Source organism: Campylobacter sp. JH23 (assembly GCF_017846595.1).
Lineage (GTDB): Bacteria > Campylobacterota > Campylobacteria > Campylobacterales > Campylobacteraceae > Campylobacter_D > Campylobacter_D coli.
The window spans coordinates 1-17718 of record NZ_JAEQBP010000001.1; the positions used below are offsets into that span (position 1 = coordinate 1).

Genomic DNA, 17718 nt, shown 5'->3' on the forward strand with positions numbered 1-17718 from the left:
CATGTGGAGGCAGAAATAAAAGAGCCTACTGTTATATATATGGAAAGACCGCTTAGAAAAGCAGAATATACCATCCACATAGAAGTCCCGCCAAATCCTTTCTGGGCTTCTGTCGGGTTGTCCATAGAGCCGCTCCCTATTGGAAGCGGAGTGCAGTATGAAAGCAGAGTTTCACTTGGATATTTAAATCAATCGTTCCAAAATGCGGTTATGGAGGGGGTTCTTTATGGCTGCGAGCAGGGGCTGTATGGATGGAAAGTGACAGACTGTAAAATCTGTTTTGAATATGGATTGTATTATAGTCCTGTAAGTACCCCCGCAGACTTTCGGCTGCTTTCCCCTATCGTATTGGAGCAGGCTTTAAAAAAAGCAGGGACAGAACTATTAGAGCCATATCTCCACTTTGAAATTTATGCACCGCAGGAATATCTCTCACGGGCGTATCATGATGCTCCAAGGTATTGTGCAGATATTGTAAGTACTCAGATAAAGAATGACGAGGTCATTCTGAAAGGAGAAATCCCTGCTAGATGTATTCAAGAATACAGGAACGATTTAACTTGTTTCACAAATGGGCAGGGAGTCTGCTTGACAGAGTTAAAAGGATACCAGCCAGCTATTGGTAAATTTATTTGCCAACCCCGCCGCCCGAATAGCCGTATAGATAAGGTTCGGCATATGTTCCACAAGTTAGCTTAACAGCTTGCAAAAGTCATATAAAATGAGATTTGAAAGGATTAGAGACTAATTATGATGAAATGCGAATGGATATTGTGTCCTGTTTGTGGGAGCAAAACCCGTAATAAAATTAGGAAGGACACTGTTTTGGAGAATTATCCCCTTTATTGTCCAAAATGCAGACAAGAAAGATTGATTAAAGTTGACAACTTGAAGATAACTGTCATCAAAGAGCCAGACGCTTAAGACGCAGAGCCGATGAAATTGTGGAACAATTCACGAATCATCGGCTCTTTTTGTTTCGTATTTGAAAGAACAAACTCACCAAATAAAAAAAACGATATTCGGGTGGGTTATTTTGTTATACCCTAAATTACCCTCTGAGTAAGCACGACCTTAAAGACTTAAAGGAACGGTGCAACGAGCAGAGCTGGGAACAGGGCTTGCATGTGCCGGAGAAAGGAAAGACATTTGCTGGAGAAGTCCGGGAAGAAACGGTGGCATGGAGCAAAGACACCTACCAGCTTTTGAAACAGGCAGAGCAGGGAAAGGTCAAAAGCTATGTGCAGGATATTGCCCTTGCGGTGCTGGATTGTAAGGAAACAGCGACCAGCCGGGAAACCTTTATCCGGCTGATGAATGAAAGAGGGTACGGGGTGGACTGGCAGGACAGCCACAAGTACATCACATATACCGACTTAGCCAGGGAACAGGCAGGAGAAAAGGCTTGTAAAATCAGGGATAACAAGCTGGAAAAATACTACAATATGGATTTTGGAAAGGAGAGTATGGAGCATGAGTTTGAGAGAAATGCACGAACAGCAGAAGCAGAGCAGTCCAAGAGAGCAGCTTCAAGAGTTAAACCGACAGAGCCGGACAGAGCTGGAAAACAGTCTGCTCAAAGAAGCGTTGGCGATGTCGAGCGAGAACTGCGAGGAATTGATGAAGCAGTCAAATCAAGAACAAGTGAGGGCAGAGCAGAACAGGCAGAGAGACGCAGAGCAGAACAGGAAGCTCATCAGCGAGCTGAAGCAGAGCGTAGAGCTGCTGAAGAACAGCAACGAATTGCTTCAAGACGCTATATCGGGCGAGATTGGGAGCCTGAAAGATGAGGTTAAGGAAAACACCGTCCAAGAGGTTAGAAAGGCGTTACAGGCGAATATAGAGGCTATACAGAGGGCTACAAAGCTTCTTGAGAAGCAGTCTGATACACTTACGAGCGTGATGAAGCAGAAGATCCGGGAGCTTGAGGAAAGTAAGAACAGTTTTTTTAGATATGAGGGCTTGAAGTTGTACCTGTTTTGGGGCGGTATGGTCTGCAATATTTTAGTGTTTCTTATGCTGTTGTATGGTATGATTAGTAAGTAAAAAGAAATCGATAAATTAGAATTTGACGGGGAGGTCTCATGAGGACAGAATATAAACACAATCCGCCCATTCCATATAGTCTGCATGATATGCGGGTCAAAAAGATTATAATTCAAGATAAAACAATAGTCCTTGAATTCGAGGACGGATATGAAAAACTTACAGAACCTTTTGAACAGGTCGAGGGAAACATCACAATCGAAGGTGTGGATTTTGATTGTACCTGCGTTATATCCTTGATTTTTTGCCCAAATTTGGATTTTTTTCAAAAAAGCTTGACCTATACCTTTTCCTCTTAAAGTTTCATCTACGACAAAATCACAAATATAAAGACAATGATTATGATAAAGTACATTAAAGGGCATAACTCCACAAGCTGCTTTGAAAGCTCCCTTGTCTTCATATGCAAAAAGTTTATAATGTTGAGTTTTTTTAGCAAGTTGAAATTTTTCTAAAAAATCCTCTAAAGACAGATTATTTCTTAATTGTTTTATTAAGGGATAAATTTTTTCTAAGTCTTCTTTTAAATTAATTTCTCTCACTATCAATCCCTTTAAAATTCAAATATTTCAGGTTTTAATTTTAAAAGCAAGCAAAAAGTCGCTAAAGTAGCTTGTTTTTGCATAAATTCACGGTCGCCACTTAAATAAAGAGTTTCTTGGACGAATGTTCCATCTTTAAACATCGCTCCTATATAAACTGTGCCTGATTTTACCAACCCTTCATCTTGCTCTCCCGTAACACCGCTAATAGCTAGTGCAAAATCAGGTTTTGCGGTCTTAAAGATACCTTTAAGCATAAAATACACACAACGCTCGCTGTATTCGCCTTGATTTTCTAAAATGCTTTCACTAATACCCAACCATTCGTGTTTGATTTTATTAGAATAGCTTACGATAGAACCTTCAAAAATTTCACTCACTCCACTAAATTTTGTAAGAGTGCTTGCGCAAAGTCCGCCTGTGCAGCTTTCTGCAAAAGAAATTTTGATCTTTTTTTCTAAAAGTTTTGAAACGATAAATTGTATAGGATCTTTGCCTAAAAATACTTTTTGTCCAAAAAGATTTTTTACACTCGTTAAAAAACCATCTAGCTTGCCAAAATTAACACAACTTGCTTTAATAAGAGTAAGATTTTCTAATATCTTGCTTGATTTTATACTGACTTCGTAAGACTTGGTTAAGGTATCAAGCAGTAAAACAGCACTCTCATCATCTATGCCTAATAAACAAAAATAAGCAAAATTAGGAAAAATATCTCCAAGCAAAGGAGGAAGTTTTTGTCCTGGATTTGTTTTAATAACATTGATTTTTGAATTGATAAAATCACATATAAAACTATCCTTTTGAAAATAAGCTTTATCGGGGACTAGATTATCCTCTTTTAAGACTAGATTGTCTTCGCTTAGGGTGGCTAAAATTTTTGCTATGGTAGCATAGTGGTTTGGCGTGGTAAAAAGAGTTATGAAATCATAATTGTCTAGTAATTTTTCAAGCAAAAAGGGTAATTCTTTATCGGTTTTATTTTGAAAACGAGTTTCATGAATTTCTTTAAATTTATTTTCATAACTACGATAAATATAATCCTTAAAATTTTCATTCATTATAAGTTCATCACCGATAAGAAAAAGCAAATGTTTCATAATTTTTTCCTTTTTTATAGTAATTATAGCTAAATTTTAAATTATTTTGAGTAGAATTTAAGATTATAAAAACTTCATCTAGGTGGAACAATGGATTATAAAGATACCCTGCTTTTGCCAAATACTACTTTTGCAATGCGCGCTAATTTGGCAGAATTTGAGCCAAAGAGATTTGAAAAATGGTTTAGCAAGAATTACGCTTATGAAAAAATGAAAACAAAACGCAAAGAGGCGAAGAAAGCTTTTACTCTTCATGATGGCCCTCCTTATGCTAATGGACATATCCACATAGGACATGCTTTAAATAAAATCTTAAAAGAAACGATTATCAAAACGCATTATTTTAATGGAGAAAGCATTCGCTTTACTCCAGGTTGGGATTGTCATGGCTTGCCTATAGAACAGCAAGTTGAAATCAAACTTGGAGATAAGAAAAAAAGCTTGAGTAAAAAAGAAATTCGATCATTTTGTAGAGAGCATGCAAACGAATTTGTGAACATCCAAAGAGATGAATTTAAAAGTCTTGGTGTGATTGCGGATTGGGATAAGCCGTATCTTACGATGAAATTTGAATTTGAAGCGGCGATTTACCGCACTTTATGCGAGATTGCTAAAAAAGGTTTGCTTTGCGAGCGTTCTAAACCTGTTTTTTGGAGTTGGGCGGCTAAATCAGCTCTTGCTGAAGCTGAGGTAGAATACGAAGATAAAGAGGATTATTCTATTTTTGTGGCTTTTGACTTAGATGAGCAATCTTGTCAAAAATTGGGCATTTCAAAAGCAAGTGCAGTGATTTGGACTACTACTCCTTGGACTTTGGTGGCAAATCAAGCTATCGCTTTAAATCCAAATGAAAACTATGTTATCACTAAAGAAGGATTGATTTTTGCTAGTGCTTTGCTTGAAAGTATGATAGCTAAAGGTTTGACAAAGGGTGAAATTCAAAAAGAGCTTAATGCAAAAGAGTTTGAAAAATTAGAAGCTATCAATCCTTTAAATTCAAGAAAATCCATCTTGATTATGGGCGAGCATGTTTTAATGGAAGGTGGAAGCGGACTTGTACATACAGCTCCAGGACATGGCGAAGATGATTATTATGCTTGTTTGAAATACGATATAGAAGTGATCATGCCTGTGGATGATGGTGGATGTTATGATGAAACCTTACGCCACAAAGGACTCTTGCCATCTGATTTGCTTGATGAGTTTATAGGACTTCATATCTTCAAGGCTAATGAAAAAATTTTAGAGCTTTTAGGAAATCATCTTCTACAATCTTCTAAATTCATACACTCCTATCCATTTTGTTGGAGAACTCACAAACCTGTGATTTATAGAGCGACTAAGCAATGGTTTATTTTAATGGATGAGCCAAAATTAAAAGGCAAAACTTTAAGAGAATGTGCTAAAGAGCAAATTTTAAAAACAAAATTTTATCCACAAAGTGGAGTAAAAAGAATAGGCTCTATGGTGGAAAATCGTCCTGATTGGTGTATTTCAAGACAAAGGGATTGGGGGACGCCTATAGCTTTCTTTAGAGATAAAAGCACTAAAGAAGTGATTTTTGATGCTGAGCTTTTTGATTTTGTGGCAAATATATTTGAAAAACATGGAGCAGATGCTTGGTGGGAATTTGAAATTAAAGATTTAATACCACAAAATTCAAAATACAATGCAGACAATTTAGAAAAAGTTTATGATATTTTAGATGTTTGGTTTGATAGTGGAAGTACTTGGAATGCAGTTTTAAATAGCGGAATTTACGATGCAGGAGAGAAAAGAGCAAGTATGTATCTAGAAGGAAGCGATCAGCATAGAGGTTGGTTTCAAAGCTCTTTGCTTGTAGGAACAGCTATCAATGAATTTGCTCCTTATGAAAGTATCTTAACCCATGGCTTTACCACGGATGAAAAAGGGCAAAAAATGTCAAAATCCAAAGGTAATGTTATAGCTCCTGAGTATGTAGCTAAAACTTATGGGGTGGAAATTTTAAGACTTTGGATACTTTTGAGTGATTATTCTACTGATTTAAAAATTTCAGACAATATCTTAAAACAAGTAGGCGAGCAATACCGAAAAATAAGAAATACCATAAGATTTTTACTTGCAAATACTAATGACTTGGAAAATTTAGAAGTAGAGGAATTTAGCTTTATAGATAAATGGATACTGACTCGTGCTACACGCGTATTTAAAAGTGCTAAAGAAAATTTCTTAGCCTATGAATTTGCAAAAGGTTTTAATGTGCTTTTAAATTTCTTAAGCGCTGATTTAAGTGGAATTTATCTTGACATAAGCAAAGACAGGCTGTATTGTGATGCTAAAAATAGCAAGCGCAGAAAATCCGCACAAGTGGCAATGGCTTTAATCGCTAGAGAACTTTTAAATTTATTAGCTCCAAATTTAACCTATAGTGTAGATGAGGCTTTAGAGCATGCTAATAGCTTGATAAAAGGCGATGCTAAGGATGTATTTGATTTGAGCTTGGAAGAAAAATTTGAATATGATTTTAATATAGATGATGAATTTTTATTGAGCGTGCGTGAGAAATTCTTTGAAAATATCGATATACTAAAAAAAGACAAAGTGATCAAATCAACATTAGAACTCAATCTTGACACAAATTCAAAACTTTTAAATTCTATACCTAAAGATGAATTAAATGATTGGTTTATGGTAAGTTTTGATGAAAATTTACAGGGTGAAGTTTTGTGTGAATTTGAAGTGGAGAATGAGAGCTTTAGGATTATGAAAGCTACGCTTTGCAAATGTCCTAGATGTTGGAAAGTAGAAAGCGCTAAAGAGGATGAGCCTTGCATGCGTTGCGCTGAGGTTTTAAAACATGCTTGATAATCCTATCCCCAATTCCATTATTATAGCTACTATAGCAATCACCGCTATTTTTTGTGCAGTGGTGGTTGTTTTTATTAAAAATTTGGCAAAGAAACAAAAGGAAAAAGAATGATAACCTTAAAAGAAGCTTTGAAATACTCTAAAGAAGAGCTTGAAAATCTAAAAAAAGAACTCAATGATAAGGCTAAGAAAGAAAATAAAATAGGTGCTTATATAGAGCAATTCTTAGGTAAAGACTTAAGCGATGGGGGTGAAGGTATACCTATAGCGATTAAAGATAATATCAGTGTAAAAGACTGGGAATTAACTTGCGCAAGTAAAATTTTACAAGGATATGTAGCTCCTTATGATGCTACTGCTATTAAAAATTTAAGATCTAAAGGTTTTAGTCCTTATGGACGGACTAATATGGATGAATTTGCCATGGGAAGCTCAAGTGCAACTTCATTTTATGGAAAAACCCTAAATCCTTTAAATTTCGCTCGAGTTCCAGGTGGTTCAAGTGGTGGTAGTGCTGCTGCTGTAGCGGGTGGTTTGGCTTTGGCTAGTTTGGGTAGCGATACGGGTGGTTCAGTGCGTCAACCAGCTGCTTTTTGTGGTTGTGTGGGGTTTAAGCCTAGCTATGGAAGAGTGAGTCGATATGGGCTTGCTTCTTATTCTTCAAGCCTTGATCAAATAGGCGTTTTAACGCAAAATGTAGAAGATGCAGCTATTCTTTATGATGCCATTGCAGGTTATGATAAGATGGATAGCACAAGTGCGAAAGTAGATTTTACACCTACTGCTCCTAATTTAAATGCAGAGAAAAAATTGAGAATTGCTGTGATAGAAAATTATGTCAATGAAGCAAGCGCTGAAGTAAAAGCCGCGCTTTTAAAAAGTATAGAGATGTTAAAAGCAAATGGACATGAAATTGTTTATAAAAATATGCTTGATTCTAAGTTTGATATCGCAGCGTATTATATCATCGCAACAGCTGAAGCGAGTGCAAATTTAAGTCGTTATGATGGGGTGCGTTATGGAAAACGCTCGCAAAATACAGAAAATCTTAAAGATATGTATATTAATACTCGTAGCGAAGGTTTTGGTGAAGAGGTAAAAAGAAGAATTTTACTAGGAACCTTTGTTTTAAGCAGTGGTTATTATGATGCTTATTATATAAAAGCACAAAAAGCTAGGGCTTTTATCAAGGCAAAATATGAAGAAATATTACAAGATTGTGATCTTATTTTTATGCCTGTAACTCCTACAACGGCTTTTAAATTTGATACTCAAAAAAGCCCTATGCAAACTTATTTAGAAGATGTTTATACTATCTCTGTAAATTTAGCAGGACTTGGGGGTATTAGTGTGCCTGTGGGCGAGGATAAAGAAGGGCTTAATATCTCAGCCCAGCTTATTTGCAAGGCTTATGATGAGCAAACCTTGCTAGATGGAGCTTTAAGTTTAGAAAAAATTATAAAGGAAAATAAATGAATATAATTAAGCGCGCTTTGACTTTTGAGGATGTACTTTTACGCCCTTGCTATTCCGAGGTTTTACCTAAGCAGGTAAAAATTCATACCAAACTTACTAAAAACATCACTTTAAATATGCCTTTAATCTCTGCTGCTATGGATACAGTGACAGAGCACAGAGCTGCTATCATGATGGCAAGACTTGGTGGACTTGGTGTAATTCATAAAAATATGGATATAACTTCACAGGTAAGAGAAGTAAAAAGAGTGAAAAAAAGTGAAAGCGGGGTGATCATAGATCCTATTTTTGTAGGTCCTAAAGCAAGTGTAGCAGAGGCTTTGGAAATCATGGCAGAATATAGAATTTCAGGAGTTCCTGTGATAGATAGCGATAGAAAGCTCATAGGCATTCTTACTAATCGCGATTTGAGATTTGAAAATGATTATTCAAATTTGGTTGAAAATATAATGACTAAGGCTCCTTTGATCACAGCTCCTAAAGGGTGCACTTTAGATGATGCAGAGAAAATTTTTAGCAAAAACAAAGTAGAAAAACTTCCTATAGTTGATGAGCAAGGACGCTTAGAAGGACTTATCACCATAAAAGATCTTAAAAAACGCAAAGAATATCCAGATGCAAATAAAGATAGTTTTGGAAGATTGCGCGTAGCGGCTGCGATTGGAGTAGGGCAAATGGATCGAGTAGATGCTTTGGTAGAAGCTGGAGTAGATGCTGTAGTTCTTGATTCAGCGCATGGGCATTCTAAAGGTATCATTGATACAGTAAAAAGCGTTAAAGAAAAATATCCAAATTTAGATTTAATCGCGGGCAATATCGCTACCGCAGCTGCTGCAAAAGCACTTTGTGAAGCAGGCGCTGATGCTGTTAAAGTGGGTATTGGCCCAGGAAGTATTTGTACTACGCGTATCGTTTCAGGAGTAGGTGTGCCACAAATTTCAGCCATTGATGAATGTGCTATGGAGGCTAAAAAATATGGTGTTCCTGTGATCGCTGATGGAGGGATTAAGTATTCAGGTGATATTGCAAAGGCTTTGGCAGCGGGTGCGAGTTCGATCATGATAGGTTCTCTTTTGGCAGGTACTGATGAGAGTCCAGGTGAGCTCTTTACCTATCAAGGAAGACAATACAAATCCTACCGTGGCATGGGATCGATAGGGGCTATGCAAAAAGGAAGTTCAGATAGATATTTTCAGCAAGGAACTGCACAAGATAAATTAGTTCCTGAGGGTATAGAAGGACGCGTGCCTTATGTAGGAAGTATAAAAAATGTCGTGCATCAGCTTTTAGGAGGACTTCGCTCTTCTATGGGTTATGTGGGTGCTAAAGATATAGAAGATTTTCAAGCAAGGGCTGAATTTGTCGAAATCACAAGTGCGGGACTTAAAGAAAGCCATGTTCACGATGTAACGATAACTCATGAAGCGCCAAATTATAAGGTAAATCAATGAGTTTTGAAGAAAACTTAAAAAATGCAAACGAATCCTTAGAAAAGCTCAATGATAAAGAACTAAGCTTAGATGAAAGTGTGAAAATTTATAAAGAAGGATTAAAAAGCATTGAAAAAGCAAGGCTTGCTCTTGAAAAAGCAAGGCTTGAAGTGGAGCAAATCGATGAGTAAAATAGCAGCTTTGCAGTTTCCGACTTTAGCATTGAGCGAATCAAGGCTTGATTATTATCTAAAAGCTTCTAAGGATAGTGGAGCAAATTTAGTCGTTTTGGGCGAATATGTGCTTAATAGTTTTTTTACAGAACTTTTACACATGCCAAAAAATATGATAAAAGAACAAAGCGAAGCTAAAAAAGAAAGCTTGATTAAACTTGCTAAAAAATACGAATTAGAAATCATCGCTCCTTATGTTAGCGTTGAAGCTAAAAGTTATAAAAAACTCTGCTTAAAAGTTACTCCAAATGGTGTTAAAAGTTATGAACAGCAAATTTTAATGCCTTATGAACATTGGAATGAAGAAAAATTTTTCAGCAACAAAACTCCATCAGAATTAAAAATTTTTACTTTTAATTATGAAAAATTAAAATGTGCTTTGCTTTTTGGTTTTGAGACACATTTTGATATTTTTTGGCAACAAATTATGGCTAAAAAGATTGATTTAGTTATCGTTCCTAGTGCTTGCACCTTTGAAAGCAAACAAAGATGGGAAGAGCTTTTGAAAACAAGAGCTTTTTTAAATTCTACAAATATCTTAAGGGTAAATCGCATAGGCACTACAAAAGATGAATGGAGCTTTTATGGCGATAGTATGCTTATCAATGCTTTTGGAGAGATAGAAAGCAGACTGGGCTCTGAAGAAGAAATGCTTATCGTAGAACCTAAAAAAGCAGATGAAGCTAGAAAAATTTGGGCTTTTGATAAGATAGTTAAAAACTTTTAAGACTAATTTTATTAGATATATAAAAATTTTTTACATAATGTGATTTTATTTTAAAGGATAATAATGAGAAAGATTTTATTGCAAATTTTTTCTTTTAGTTTTATTTTTATGGGAATTTTTGCTTTGGTTAGGTCTTTAATGGTAAAAAATTTAACCAATGAAAGTGAAAATAGCCTAATGGTGTATATGTATGGATTAGGCCATGATATGAGAACTTTTAGTGCTATTTTTTTACCTTTATTTTTGTGCGGTTTATTTTCTTATATAGGTTTAGCCTTTAAAAATAGAAAATATAATATCATGGGGGGGGGGTAATCTCTAAATTTTATTTCTACCTTTCTAGTCTTTATATAGCTTTTATATCTTTTATTGTTTTAATTTCTACTTTTATACATTATTATTATTTTCAACTCTATGCGAGTAAAATTGATATTTTTATTTTTGGTTTAAAAGATGACGATACTAAAGCTATACTATCTATAGTCTTTTCTGATTATCCTATTATAAGAATGCTTCTTTTGGCTGTGATTTTTAGTATATTTTGCATTTGGATCAATATTAAAATTCTTAATTTAAAATTAAAAGAAATACAAATAAAGCCAATATTTTTTATCTTTTTAAATATTTTACTAATCTATGCTTATGTTGTGGCATTGCGAGGACATTTTACTTACAATGCCTTAAGGGTTTCAAGCTATGAATTTAGCACTATAAAGGCTTTTAATGAAATTTCAACAAATCCTTTGATGGCTTTTTCTTGGGCATATAAAGAGTACAAAAATCAACAAGAATTTAAAAGTGTAGATACAAAACAGCTTAATCAATTAGAGGAAAAACTTTTTCCTATGTTTGACACTACTTTACCACATCAAAATCATGCCAAAAATCACATTTATGTTAATATCATGGAAAGTTTTGGTTTAAATTTGGCGGAGTTTAGCACTAAAAAAATTGATCTTTTTGGAAACTTAAAAAAACATTTTGAGCAAGATATTGTTTTTACTAGGTTTTTATCTAGTGCAAATAATACTATAGAAAGCCTTAATCGTTTGATTTTTTTAAGCCCAAATACTATTTCAAATGGTTTATATCAAAAAGAAGAGTTGGCCTTCACACCTTTGCAAATTTACAAAAACGCAGGATATAGAATAATATTTGTTTATAGTGGTAATGCTTCTTGGTATAATCTTGGAAATTATTTTAAAAATCAAGGTGCGGATCAAATCATAGATGAAAATACACTTATGCAAGATTTTCCACAAGCTAAAGAAACAAAACATAAATATGGCATAGCTGATGAGTTTATGTATAAAAAAATATATTCTATTTTTGAAAATGCTAAAAGTCCCACGCTTGTCATCTCTCTTAGTATTTCCACTCATAGGCCTTATATACACAAAAGTAAAAAACAGCTTATTGATACAGAAAATCTAGATGAAAAAATATTAAATCAATTTATTATTGATAATTCCACAGAAGCTTTAAATACTTATGCGTACGCAAATGATGAATTTGGAATGTTTTTAGATCGCATAAAAGAAAGTAAATTTAAGGAAAATATTATTATTGCTGCTACAGGCGATCACAGGTTTAGAGATATTAAGATGGATATAAACTCTCAAAAAGCTTTTGCTTATAGTGTGCCTTTTTATTTATATCTTCCAAAGTATTTAAAAAATGATATTTATTATGATAAAAACCGCGTAGGTTCACATAAGGATATTTTTCCAACGCTTTACAATCTTACTCTTAATAACACAAAATATTTAAGCCTAGGTGGAAGAAATATGCTAGCACCTATAAAAAATCAAAAATTAGAATTTGGTTTCAATGAGGTTGTTTGGATTGATCAAGATGGAGTATATGATGGAAATAAAGGTTATTATTTTGAAAATAATGCTAGTATAAAAGATACAAATAAAGCTTTTGAGTTAGATTTATATCATAAGAATTTTTCAAAAATTTATAAAGAGTTGTTTCAAAAACAATTAAGCTATAGATTGGTTAATTTAAAAACTAAAAACAATGAATAGATTTTGTATTTAAGGGTTTTTCTATATTTTTTAATAAAAAAGTATTAAAGGCTTAAATAATGAAAAATATCCATTTTATCGGTTAGGTGGTATAGGAATTTCCGCTTTTGAAAAATTAGTAGGATTAAGCAATACTTTAAATGTAGGAGTAGATAATAAAGTAAGAATAGCTAAAAACTCTCATGAGTTTGTAGGAGAAAACAAAGACATAGAAATAGGTGCTAATCAAAATACTATTATCCATAAAGATGAGATAAGGAATGTGAAGGGAGAAAATAAATTATTAATAGAAAAGTCTTTAACCCAAACAATAGAAAAAGAATTTTTCCTTAATGTTCATCAAAATTTATCCGCCCATATACAAGATAACACATCTTTAAAGTCTAATTCCATGCAAACAAAGATAGAAGAGCAATATTCTTTAGAATCAGACAATTCAACTTTTGACTTTCAAACAGATTGTGAAGTAAAAGCAGGCAATCAAATCCTCCATCAAGTAGGTGATACTCAAATTGTTACTAAGAAAGATTGTGTTATTATTAAAGCAGGCGGAGTAGAAGTGATTATAGACTCTAATGGACTTGTGGTTAATGGTGGAGAGCTTAAGGCAGAGTAAAGGATAAAAATGAGCCAAACAAACAATAACACAGAAATCAAAGAACAAGACACTCAAGATGAAATCATTTGGGAAGGAAAAAAGGATATACTTTCGTTTTTGCTTTATTGGATAACATATATTGTATTTTTATGTTTTTTTCTTTATTTATTTCCTAGATTATTTAATAAAGAAATAGATTATAAATGGTTTATAGTTTTTTTACATTTCTTTTAGGCATATATGCATTTGCACGAGCGATCTATAAAATGGCAAATATTAAAAGAATTTATATCACAAAAGAAAAACTTGTGATTGAGTATTATATTAAAAATGATTTGATTTTTCCTTTAGGAACTTTTTTTGTGTATTATCGTAAAATTTCATATTCACCTTCTCCAGGACATATAGTGATACATACCTTTGGAGATAAGGCCAAAGAATACCTTGAACCTGGTTTATTCAGTGATGGCGATGATCCAACAAAAGGTTGTTTTGAAAGAATTAATGCCATTATAAAACCCTATGTAATGCCTTATTTGCTAGGCTTAAGTGATGAAGAATTTGAAAAAATCTTTTTCCATGTAAACGCTACTAGTGAAATTGATACCACTTTCCTTAAAGAAGCAATGGAACTCAGAAAAGAGAAAAAAGATGAATGAAAATAATACACAAGGAAATGAAAAATTGATTTTTTTAAAAATGAAATGATTTGGGAGTTAATAAAGAATATATAAATTTTTAAAAATAATGCTTTTTTATAAAGTTTTAAGAGCTTTTTTATATTTTTATTTTAGTAAAAAAGTGTTAAAATTTAAGCTTTACAATACAAAGGCTTAGATAATGCAAAATATCCATTTTATCGGCATAGGCGGTATAGGAATTTCCGCTTTAGCAAGATTTTTAAAAGAAAAAGGCTTTAAGATTAGCGGGAGTGATCTTAAAGAAAGTAAAATCACTAAAGAACTAGAAAAAGAAGGGGTTAAGGTCAGCATCCCTCATCATAAAGACAATATTTTAAATAAAGATTTAGTTATTTATTCTGCCGCTATCAAAGAAGAAAATCCTGAATTTAAACACGCTAAAGAATTAGGCATTGAATGCCTTTCACGCAAGGAGGCCTTACCTCTTATCTTAGAAGATAAGCGCGTTTTTGCAGTTGCAGGAGCACATGGAAAAAGCACAACTTCAAGTATTTTGGCTTCTTTGCTTGATGATGCTTCTGTGATCATCGGAGCGATTTTAAAAGAATTTGGTTCAAATATGATTTATAAAGAAAGCCAAAACCTTGTTTTTGAAGCTGATGAGAGCGATAGTTCTTTTTTAAATTCAAATCCTTATTTGGCTATAGTTACTAATGCAGAAGCAGAGCATTTAGATCATTATGGCAATGAAGTTTCAAAACTCCATCATGCTTATACGCAGTTTTTAGATGTGGCTAAAATTCGCGTGATTAATGCTGAAGATGAGTTTTTGAAAAATTATAAAAATGAGTCAACCAAGCTTTATCCGAGCAAAGATATCAAAAACTGCACCATGTGTATAGAAAATTTCAAACCTTTTACAAGCTTTGAGTTGAAAGATTTAGGTGAATTTAAGGTTTTTGGCATGGGATATCATTTAGCCCTTGATGCGTCTTTGGCGATTTTGGCGGCTTTAAATTTCTTAGATATAGAAACGATAAGAACTAGGCTTAAAAATTATCAAGGTATTAAAAAGCGTTTTGATATTTTACATGCTGATGAAAATTTGGTTTTAATCGATGATTATGGTCATCATCCTACCGAAATAAAAGCGACTTTAAGCGCAGCACAAGAATACGCAAAATTAGGTAGATATAAAAAAATTACAGCCATTTTTGAACCTCACCGCTACACGCGTTTGGCTACAAATTTAAAGGAATTTGCAAAGGCTTTTGAAGGTGTTGATGAGCTTGTAATTTTACCTGTTTATGCTGCAGGAGAAGAGCCTATAGAACTTGATTTAAAAGCGGTTTTTCCTAAGGCTTTATTTGTAGAAGATATCAAAAGAGAGGGTAAATTTTTGGTGGCTTCTAAGGGGCAAGTTTTTGAAGAAGGGCTTATTATAGGTTTTGGTGCAGGAGATATCAGTAATAAATTAAGGCAAAAAAATGAGTAGGTTTTTTTTATATCTTTTAATTATTTTAATTTTAGCCTTAATCACTTTTGCTTTGCGTGAAAAATTAGGCAAAAAAACTAAACCTTTTTTTGGTATTTTGCTTGTGATTTTTATTGTTTTAGCGGTATTTTTTGAATTTGAAAACACGCAAAAAAGTCATTTAAGAACAGATATTATCGTAGCTTTTAATCAAAATAAAAATATTTTATGTAAAGATATAAATATCTCTAAAGCTTATTTTAATTACGAATTTGGGACAGGAAGCTTTATATCAAAGGATAATAATCAAAGCTTTAATTCGTTGATTATCGATATTAGAGATTGTAGGTTAAACGATGAATGAGATCAAAGAAGAATTACTTTTAAAACTTGATTTAAATACTTATTTGTATGAATTTAAGTCTTGTTTTGCAAGGGATAAAGAAATTTTTTTACAGGGGGATTCTCACCTTCATTTTAAGCGTATCAATGAGCTTTGCGAGACTGAATTTCCAAATTTGCCCGAGCTTTCAAATTTGGATAAGGCTTTGGTACATTTAAGCAAACAAGGAGTTTTACATTTAGATGAGATTTTTGAATTTGTAAAAATTTTTCGCTATTTTGAAAAGATCAAAAAGCTCAATTTAGGCAGCAATTTAAATTCATGGCTTGAAAAGATTGAATTTGTCAATGGAATTTTAGATCTTTGTGAAAAATTTGATGAAAAGGGCGAGTTAAAAGAAAGCTTAGATGAAAGATTGGTAAATATCAATACAGCTCTAAGATTAAAAAATGAAAGCATAATAGCTGAGTTTAAGAAATTTTGCTATACAAAAGCTTTAATGCCTTATCTTATAGATACACAAATCCATCTTATAAACAATCTTGAAGCCTTGCTTGTAAGAGGGGGATTTAACCACGCTATAAAAGCTAAAATCATAGGTAGAAGTAGTGGGGGAGGATTTTACATCGTTCCGCTTAGTGTTGAAAATTTGCAAAATGATATAGAAAAAATCAAAAATCAAAAAGAAGAAATTTATTATGAATACGCTAAAAATTTCTCAGCTTTTTTGGCAAAAAATCTACCTTTTTTAAAATTTATCAATACAGCCTTTGATCTTTTTGATCATTATAGTGCTAGGGTTTTGCTTGCTAAAAAAAGGGATTTTGAATTTGTTTTGTGTGATCAAAGTACGGATTTAGTGCTTAAAAATTTCGCTCATCCTGCCTTAAAAAATCCAAAAAGCGTGAGTTTGGAATTTAAAAAACAAGTTTTAATCATCACAGGGGTAAATGCAGGCGGAAAATCCATGCTTTTAAAATCCATGCTAAGCGCAGCATTTTTAGCTAAACATCTTTTGCCTATGCATATAAAAGCAAGTGAAAGTAAAATCGGTACTTTTAAAGAATTTGATGCCATCATAGAAGATCCGCAAAATGTTAAAAACGACATTTCAACTTTTGCAGGAAGAATGTTGCATTTTTCTAGACTTTTTTCTAGGAAAAATTTGCTTTTAGGTATCGATGAAATAGAGCTTGGAACAGATTTTGAAGAAGCGGCTTGTTTATATAGTGTGTTGATTTCAAAACTCATAGCTAATAATCTTAAAATCATCATTACTACACACCACAAACGCCTTGCCATGCTTTTAGCAAAGAATGAGCAAGTTGAACTCATCGCTGCCTTATATGATGAAGAGCTTTCACGCCCAAAATACGAGTTTTTAAAAGGCACCATAGGAAAATCTTATGCCTTTGAAACCGCTTTGCGTTATCAGATTCCGCCGAATTTAGTTAGCGAGGCTAAAAAGCTTTATGGCGAGGATAAAGAAAATTTAGAAGAGCTTGTGGGTAAAAATATCAATCTTGAATTAGAACTAAAAGCTAAGCTTGAAAATGTCGAGAAAAAAGAGCAAAAAGTCGATGAAATTTTACTTTCCTTAAAAGAGCAAAAAGAAAAAAATGAACAAGAATTTCGTACGAGTTTGAGAAATTTAGAATTTAAATTTCACAAAGCCATAGAAGAAGCTAAAAAAACCATACAGCTTAAAGATATGAAAGACAAGCAAAGAAGTCTTAATAAAGCCAATGAACTTAAAAAAGAAATCATCTTGCCAAGTATGGAGCAAAACGAAGAATTGCGTGTGGGGGATTTTGTAAAATATGAAAAAATTAAGGGTAAAATCATAAGCATTTCTAAAAATGATGCTATGGTTGAAAGTGATGGGATCAAACTTCGTGTGCCTTTAAAACTGCTTAAAAAAAGTGGCGCAATGCCAAAAAAAGTAGCAAAAACAAGTATAAGCATAAGCAAACCAAGCAATCTAAGTGTAACTTTGGATTTGCATGGACTTAGGGGTGATGAGGCTATTTCAAGGCTTGATAAATTTATTTCAGATGCTTTGCTTGCAGGATTTGATGAGGTTTTGATCTATCATGGCATAGGCACAGGAAAGCTTGCCTTTGCGGTAAGAGAGTTTTTAAAAACTCATAAAAGTGTCAAGGGCTTTAATGACGCACCGATCAATCAAGGTGGTTTTGGTGCTAAGGTGGTAAAATTATAAGGAA

18 protein-coding genes and 1 pseudogene are annotated in these 17718 nt (G+C 33.5%); 17 read left to right on the forward strand and 2 right to left on the reverse strand.

Features of this window, described 5'->3' with window-relative positions; genetic code table 11:
• The 3 genes and pseudogenes from tet(O) to KAR88_RS00015 all read left to right on the forward strand — a co-directional run.
• Positions 1–699: pseudogene (tet(O), locus tag KAR88_RS00005) on the forward strand (tetracycline resistance ribosomal protection protein Tet(O)); the annotation flags it as partial.
• A 51-nt stretch (positions 700–750) separates the two neighbouring features.
• Positions 751–924 carry a cysteine-rich KTR domain-containing protein gene (locus KAR88_RS00010; RefSeq protein ID WP_002779755.1) on the forward strand — a complete coding sequence of 58 codons (174 nt, stop codon included), beginning with the start codon at positions 751–753 and terminating at the stop codon, positions 922–924.
• Between the two features lie 203 nt (positions 925–1127).
• A complete protein-coding gene (locus KAR88_RS00015; RefSeq protein ID WP_002909884.1) occupies positions 1128–1790 on the forward strand; it encodes a hypothetical protein in 663 nt (220 codons plus the stop codon).
• Here KAR88_RS00015 and KAR88_RS08760 read toward each other — a convergent pair.
• On the reverse strand, positions 1749–2588 hold the full coding sequence (locus KAR88_RS08760; RefSeq protein ID WP_228761999.1) for a GNAT family N-acetyltransferase: 840 nt from the start codon (positions 2586–2588) through the stop codon (positions 1749–1751). The genes KAR88_RS00015 and KAR88_RS08760 overlap by 42 nt on opposite strands.
• Before the next feature lie 11 nt (positions 2589–2599).
• Positions 2600–3688, reverse strand: a complete 1089-nt coding sequence (locus tag KAR88_RS00025) for a CinA family protein (protein WP_002805021.1) — start codon at positions 3686–3688, stop codon at positions 2600–2602.
• 90 nt (positions 3689–3778) lie between these two features.
• On the opposite strand from KAR88_RS00025, the gene ileS reads away from it, so the two are divergent.
• The 14 genes from ileS (at position 3779) to KAR88_RS00090 (ending at position 17714) form a co-directional block, all read left to right on the forward strand.
• Positions 3779–6535, forward strand: a complete 2757-nt coding sequence (ileS, locus tag KAR88_RS00030) for an isoleucine--tRNA ligase (protein ID WP_002831201.1) — start codon at positions 3779–3781, stop codon at positions 6533–6535.
• Entirely contained in the window at positions 6528–6650 is a 123-nt protein-coding gene (locus KAR88_RS08960) for a hypothetical protein (RefSeq protein WP_002824878.1), read from the forward strand. The genes ileS and KAR88_RS08960 overlap by 8 nt, the downstream gene beginning before the upstream one ends.
• Positions 6647–8014: an Asp-tRNA(Asn)/Glu-tRNA(Gln) amidotransferase subunit GatA gene (gene gatA, locus KAR88_RS00035; RefSeq protein WP_002786374.1), complete on the forward strand. Its 1368-nt coding sequence runs from the start codon at positions 6647–6649 to the stop codon at positions 8012–8014. The genes KAR88_RS08960 and gatA overlap by 4 nt, the downstream gene beginning before the upstream one ends.
• The gene (guaB, locus tag KAR88_RS00040; RefSeq protein WP_002786377.1) at positions 8011–9465 is read left to right on the forward strand and encodes an IMP dehydrogenase; all 1455 of its coding nucleotides are present in this window, start codon (positions 8011–8013) and stop codon (positions 9463–9465) included. Before gatA ends, guaB begins: the two co-directional genes overlap by 4 nt.
• Positions 9462–9635 carry an exodeoxyribonuclease VII small subunit gene (gene xseB, locus KAR88_RS00045; RefSeq protein WP_002786379.1) on the forward strand — a complete coding sequence of 58 codons (174 nt, stop codon included), beginning with the start codon at positions 9462–9464 and terminating at the stop codon, positions 9633–9635. Before guaB ends, xseB begins: the two co-directional genes overlap by 4 nt.
• A complete protein-coding gene (locus tag KAR88_RS00050; RefSeq protein ID WP_002834633.1) occupies positions 9628–10404 on the forward strand; it encodes a carbon-nitrogen hydrolase family protein in 777 nt (258 codons plus the stop codon). Before xseB ends, KAR88_RS00050 begins: the two co-directional genes overlap by 8 nt.
• Before the next feature lie 63 nt (positions 10405–10467).
• A complete protein-coding gene (locus KAR88_RS00055; protein ID WP_041161590.1) occupies positions 10468–10719 on the forward strand; it encodes a hypothetical protein in 252 nt (83 codons plus the stop codon).
• A gap of 203 nt (positions 10720–10922) precedes the next feature.
• On the forward strand, positions 10923–12437 hold the full coding sequence (locus KAR88_RS00060; protein ID WP_002794126.1) for an LTA synthase family protein: 1515 nt from the start codon (positions 10923–10925) through the stop codon (positions 12435–12437).
• A 262-nt stretch (positions 12438–12699) separates the two neighbouring features.
• Positions 12700–13053: a hypothetical protein gene (locus tag KAR88_RS08765; protein ID WP_002829840.1), complete on the forward strand. Its 354-nt coding sequence runs from the start codon at positions 12700–12702 to the stop codon at positions 13051–13053.
• A gap of 9 nt (positions 13054–13062) precedes the next feature.
• Complete coding sequence (locus tag KAR88_RS00070) at positions 13063–13269, forward strand: hypothetical protein (protein ID WP_002779115.1); 207 nt, start codon at positions 13063–13065, stop codon at positions 13267–13269.
• Positions 13239–13694, forward strand: coding sequence for a hypothetical protein (locus KAR88_RS00075; protein ID WP_002829842.1), 456 nt, complete (start codon positions 13239–13241; stop codon positions 13692–13694). Before KAR88_RS00070 ends, KAR88_RS00075 begins: the two co-directional genes overlap by 31 nt.
• Before the next feature lie 178 nt (positions 13695–13872).
• Positions 13873–15171 carry a UDP-N-acetylmuramate--L-alanine ligase gene (gene murC, locus KAR88_RS00080; RefSeq protein ID WP_023890496.1) on the forward strand — a complete coding sequence of 433 codons (1299 nt, stop codon included), beginning with the start codon at positions 13873–13875 and terminating at the stop codon, positions 15169–15171.
• Positions 15164–15514: a hypothetical protein gene (locus tag KAR88_RS00085; protein ID WP_002779109.1), complete on the forward strand. Its 351-nt coding sequence runs from the start codon at positions 15164–15166 to the stop codon at positions 15512–15514. The genes murC and KAR88_RS00085 overlap by 8 nt, the downstream gene beginning before the upstream one ends.
• Positions 15507–17714, forward strand: coding sequence for an endonuclease MutS2 (locus tag KAR88_RS00090; protein ID WP_060785245.1), 2208 nt, complete (start codon positions 15507–15509; stop codon positions 17712–17714). The genes KAR88_RS00085 and KAR88_RS00090 overlap by 8 nt, the downstream gene beginning before the upstream one ends.
• Positions 17715–17718: the final 4 nt, after the last annotated feature.

Coding starts and splice junctions, on each gene's coding strand:
- guaB (WP_002786377.1), top strand. CDS start 8,011: ATGAATATAATTAAGCGCGCTTTGACTTTTGAGGATGTACTTTTACGC.
- KAR88_RS00010 (WP_002779755.1), top strand. CDS start 751: ATGATGAAATGCGAATGGATATTGTGTCCTGTTTGTGGGAGCAAAACC.
- KAR88_RS00070 (WP_002779115.1), top strand. CDS start 13,063: ATGAGCCAAACAAACAATAACACAGAAATCAAAGAACAAGACACTCAA.
- KAR88_RS00085 (WP_002779109.1), top strand. CDS start 15,164: ATGAGTAGGTTTTTTTTATATCTTTTAATTATTTTAATTTTAGCCTTA.
- xseB (WP_002786379.1), top strand. CDS start 9,462: ATGAGTTTTGAAGAAAACTTAAAAAATGCAAACGAATCCTTAGAAAAG.
- KAR88_RS00075 (WP_002829842.1), top strand. CDS start 13,239: ATGGTTTATAGTTTTTTTACATTTCTTTTAGGCATATATGCATTTGCA.
- KAR88_RS00050 (WP_002834633.1), top strand. CDS start 9,628: ATGAGTAAAATAGCAGCTTTGCAGTTTCCGACTTTAGCATTGAGCGAA.
- KAR88_RS00090 (WP_060785245.1), top strand. CDS start 15,507: ATGAATGAGATCAAAGAAGAATTACTTTTAAAACTTGATTTAAATACT.
- KAR88_RS08960 (WP_002824878.1), top strand. CDS start 6,528: ATGCTTGATAATCCTATCCCCAATTCCATTATTATAGCTACTATAGCA.
- gatA (WP_002786374.1), top strand. CDS start 6,647: ATGATAACCTTAAAAGAAGCTTTGAAATACTCTAAAGAAGAGCTTGAA.
- KAR88_RS00025 (WP_002805021.1), bottom strand. CDS start 3,688: ATGAAACATTTGCTTTTTCTTATCGGTGATGAACTTATAATGAATGAA.
- ileS (WP_002831201.1), top strand. CDS start 3,779: ATGGATTATAAAGATACCCTGCTTTTGCCAAATACTACTTTTGCAATG.
- KAR88_RS00055 (WP_041161590.1), top strand. CDS start 10,468: ATGAGAAAGATTTTATTGCAAATTTTTTCTTTTAGTTTTATTTTTATG.